Source organism: Streptomyces sp. NPDC057654 (assembly GCF_042800135.1).
Lineage (GTDB): Bacteria > Actinomycetota > Actinomycetes > Streptomycetales > Streptomycetaceae > Streptomyces.
Genome location: NZ_JBHVHQ010000751.1, coordinates 1 through 4,288, shown reverse-complemented (window position 1 = coordinate 4,288; position 4,288 = coordinate 1). Strand labels below are relative to the sequence as shown.

Sequence of the window (4,288 nt, the reverse complement as noted above, 5' to 3'; positions counted from 1 at the left end):
TTCCGACTCTACCAGATCCGTTTTCCGTTCCGTTTCCGGTCGGAATTCATTTCCGGTCCCCGTCGGAGGGGGCTTGCCTTTCGGCTTTTCCGACTTTATCAGGTTTCCCTGGGCCGGATTTCCACCCGCTTTCCGGGGCTTGGTCACACGTGAGTGATCGCGGTTCCCGTTGCGGTGGAGCCGTAAACGTACTGGACGGCCGCGCCCGGATGCAAATCGGCATCGGTGCGGCCGTCCAGCGTGTTGACGCGGCGTCAGACCTCGACGACGACGGGCAGGATCATGGGGCGACGGCGGTAGCTGTCGGAGACCCACTTGCCCAGGGTGCGGCGCACGAGCTGCTGGAGCTGGTGCGGCTCCGCGACGCCGTCGGAGCCCGCCTTGGCGATGGCTTCCTCGACCTTCGGGAGCACGGCCGCGAAGGCGGAGTCCTCGATGCCGGAGCCCCGCGCCTGGATGTGCGGGCCGCCCACGACCTTGCCGGTGGTGCTGTCGACCACGACGAAGACCGAGATGATGCCCTCGTCCCCGAGGATGCGGCGGTCCTTGAGGGAGGACTCGGTGACGTCGCCGACCGAGAGGCCGTCCACGTACACGTAGCCCGCCTGGACCTTGCCGACGATCCGCGCGGCGCCGTTCACCAGGTCGACGACGACGCCGTCCTCGGCGATGACGATGTGGTCCTTGCGGACGCCGGTGAGCGCGCCCAGTTCCGCGTTGGCCCGCAGGTGCCGCCATTCGCCGTGGACCGGCATCAGGTTGCGGGGCTTGCAGATGTTGTAGAAGTACAGCAGTTCGCCGGCCGAGGCGTGGCCCGAGACGTGCACCTTGGCGTTGCCCTTGTGGACGACGTTGGCGCCCCAGCGGGTGAGGCCGTTGATGACGCGGTAGACCGCGTTCTCGTTGCCCGGGATGAGCGACGAGGCCAGGATCACCGTGTCGCCCTGGACGATGCGGATCTGGTGGTCGCGGTTGGCCATCCGGGACAGGGCGGCCATCGGCTCGCCCTGGGAGCCCGTGCAGACGAGCACGACCTCGTCGTCCGGCAGGTCGTCGAGGGTCTTGACGTCGACGACGAGCCCGGCCGGGACCTTCAGATAGCCGAGGTCGCGGGCGATGCCCATGTTGCGGACCATCGAGCGGCCCACGAAGGCGACGCGTCGCCCGTACTCGTGCGCGGCGTCGATGATCTGCTGGATGCGGTGCACGTGGCTGGCGAAGCTGGCCACGATGATGCGCTTGTCGGCGCTGGCGAAGACCTGGCGCACCACATTGGAGATGTCGCGCTCGGGCGGGACGAACCCCGGCACCTCGGCGTTGGTGGAGTCCGAGAGCAGCAGGTCGATGCCCTCCTCGCCGAGCCGCGCGAAGGCGGGCAGGTCGGTGAGGCGGCCGTCGAGCGGCAGCTGGTCCATCTTGAAGTCGCCGGTGTGCACGACCATGCCGGCCGGGGTGCGGATGGCGACCGCGAGCGCGTCCGGGATGGAGTGGTTGACCGACACGAATTCCAGGTCGAAGGGGCCGACGCGCTCGCGGTGCCCTTCCGTGACCTCAAGCGTGTACGGGCGGATGCGGTGCTCCTGGAGCTTCGCCTCGATGAAGGCGAGGGTCAGCTTGGAGCCGATGAGCGGGATGTCCGCCTTCTCGCGGAGCAGGTAGGGGACGGCGCCGATGTGGTCCTCGTGCCCGTGGGTGAGGACGATGCCGTCGATGTCGTCGAGACGGTCCCGGATGGACGTGAAGTCCGGCAGGATCAGGTCGATTCCGGGCTGCTCCTCCTCGGGGAAGAGCACCCCGCAGTCGACGATGAGCAGGCGGCCGCCGTATTCGAAGACCGTCATGTTGCGGCCGATTTCGCCGAGACCGCCGAGCGGGGTGACGCGCAGGCCGCCCTCGGGCAGCTTCGGCGGCGGACCGAGTTCAGGGTGCGGATGACTCAAAAGACTCTCCTCACCACGCGCGCCACATGTCCCCCTGGGACACATGGCGCGCGTGACATTCGTGCACTTGCAGTTGTTGTCGGTATGCAGTTGTGAAGTCTGTGGCTACAGCTGTACCCCGCCGGCGGACAGATCGCGCTTGAGCTGCTCCGTCTCCTCCGGGGAGAGCTCCACGAGCGGCAGGCGCAGGGGGCCGGCGGGCAGGCCCTGGAGGGCGAGCGCGGCCTTGACGGTGATGACGCCCTGGGTGCGGAACATGCCGGTGAAGACCGGGAGCAGCTTCTGGTGGATCTCGACGGCCTTCTGGACGTCGCCGCCGGTGTGCGCCTCCAGCAGGGCGCGCAGCTCCGAGGGGACCACGTGGCCGACCACGGAGACGAATCCGACGGCTCCCACCGACAGCAGCGGCAGGTTCAGCATGTCGTCGCCGGAGTACCAGGCGAGCCGCGAGCGGGCGATGGCCCAGCTGGCGCGGCCGAGGTCGCCCTTGGCGTCCTTGTTGGCGACGATGCGCGGGTGCTCGGCGAGCCGGACGATCGTCTCGGTATTGATCGGGACGCCGCTGCGGCCGGGGATGTCGTAGAGCATCACCGGCAGCCCGGTGGCGTCCGCGATGGCGGTGAAGTGCCGCAGGAGGCCCTCCTGCGGCGGCTTGCTGTAGTAGGGCGTGACGGCCAGCAGTCCGTGGGCGCCCGCCTGCTCGGCGGCGCGGGCCAGCTCGACGCTGTGCCGGGTGTCGTTGGTGCCGGCCCCGCTGACGATGTGGGCCCGGTCGCCGACCGCTTCCACCACGGCCCGTACGAGCTGGGCTTTCTCCGCGTCGCTGGTGGTCGGGGACTCGCCCGTGGTGCCGTTGACGACGAGTCCGTCGTTGCCGGCGTCCACCAGATGGGTGGCGAGTCGCTGGGCGCCATCGAGGTCGAGGGCGCCGTCAGCGGTGAAGGGCGTGACCATCGCGGTCAGGACCCGCCCGAAGGGCGTCTGCGGTGTGGAGGTCGGAGCCATGGGGGCCACGCTACTCGTTGCTCACCGTGAGGTGCTCCCTTGGGGAGTGCGTTATGGATCCCGGCGCTGCCTGCTCGGGGGTTCAGACAGCGCCGAGTCCGTATGTCAGCCTAGATGAAGGTAGCGAAATACCGCAATCCGGACACTTCCCCTGCTAGGCCCGTACACCTGTGCACAACGTGCACTACGGGGCGATCCGCCCGTTCTTGTTGTAGGCCGCGTGCGTGAGCGGCATGAGCTTGGCCCACGCCTCCTCCATCTGCTCGCCGACCATCTCGATCTCTCGCTGCGGGAAGGAGGGGACGGTCGCCGCCTCGTGCTGGGTGCGCAGCCCGAGGAAGTGCATCAGGGAGCGGGCGTTGCACGTCGCGTACATCGACGAGTACAGGCCGACCGGGAGCACCGTGCGCGCCACCTCGCGGGCCACGCCCGCGGCCAGCATCTCCTGGTACGCCTCGTAGGAGGCACGGTAGGAGTCCTCCATCACGCGGCCCGTCAGCTCGTGCTGCGCCTGTGTGCCCTCCACGAAGACGTACTTGCCCGGACGGCCCTCCTGGACCAGCTTGCGGGACTCCCCCGGTACGTAGAACACCGGCTGGAGCTCGCGGTAGCGGCCGGACTCCTCGTTGTACGACCAGCCGGCGCGGTGCCGCATGAACTCGCGGAAGACGAAGATCGGGGCGCTGATGAAGAAGGTCATCGAGTTGTGCTCGAACGGGCTGCCGTGGCGGTCCCGCATCAGGAAGTTGATGAGCCCCTTCGAGCGCTCCGGGTCCTTGGTGACCTCCGCCAGGGACTGCTCGCCGGCGGTGGAGACGCGGGCGGCGAACAGCACGTCGGAGTCGGCGGCGCTGTGCTTGACCAGCTCGACGGTGACGTCGCTGCGGAAGCTGGGTGCGGCGCTCTCGGTGGGGGTGTCGCTCACCGGCGGGGGTCCTTCCAATCGCATGATTCGGGCGGCGCCCAGCCTACGGGCCGCCACTGACACAACCGCCCCGCCGACCGGCCGGAGCCCCCGCCGCCTGGAACTTCACCAGGCCGCCCGCCGGTTCCGTTCCGTCGCCGCCGCCACGGCGCAGGCCATCGGAAGCAGTCGGAGCGAGAGTTGATATTTTTCACAGAAAGTTGCTGAAAACGGGCACCAAAACGGGCCGGCGATCGTCTGTATGTGTGAGTGCCCACTACGAGGTTCTTAGGAGAGCCCTTCATGTTCCGCCGGCGAGAGCCCGTGCCGTTCGCCTTCGTCGCCGAAGCCGAGCGTTACCGCAGCAACATCACGCCGCCGCCCCGAGAACGCGCGAGCCGGTCGCAGCTCGCCGGACGTGTCCTGGTCGGTTTGACCG

3 protein-coding genes are annotated in these 4,288 nt (G+C 68.6%); all 3 read right to left on the bottom strand.

Features of this window, described 5'->3' with window-relative positions; all coding sequences use genetic code 11:
* Positions 1–254: 254 nt before the first annotated feature.
* Positions 255–1,940: a ribonuclease J gene (locus ACFU99_RS35055; RefSeq protein WP_384400058.1), complete on the bottom strand. Its 1,686-nt coding sequence runs from the start codon at positions 1,938–1,940 to the stop codon at positions 255–257.
* Positions 1,941–2,045: 105 nt separating this feature from the next.
* Entirely contained in the window at positions 2,046–2,945 is a 900-nt protein-coding gene (gene dapA, locus ACFU99_RS35050; protein WP_384400055.1) for a 4-hydroxy-tetrahydrodipicolinate synthase, read from the bottom strand.
* A 184-nt stretch (positions 2,946–3,129) separates the two neighbouring features.
* Positions 3,130–3,894: an FAD-dependent thymidylate synthase gene (gene thyX / locus ACFU99_RS35045; RefSeq protein WP_384400052.1), complete on the bottom strand. Its 765-nt coding sequence runs from the start codon at positions 3,892–3,894 to the stop codon at positions 3,130–3,132.
* Positions 3,895–4,288 lie beyond the last annotated feature (394 nt).

Coding starts and splice junctions, on each gene's coding strand:
- thyX (WP_384400052.1), bottom strand. CDS start 3,894: ATGCGATTGGAAGGACCCCCGCCGGTGAGCGACACCCCCACCGAGAGC.
- dapA (WP_384400055.1), bottom strand. CDS start 2,945: ATGGCTCCGACCTCCACACCGCAGACGCCCTTCGGGCGGGTCCTGACC.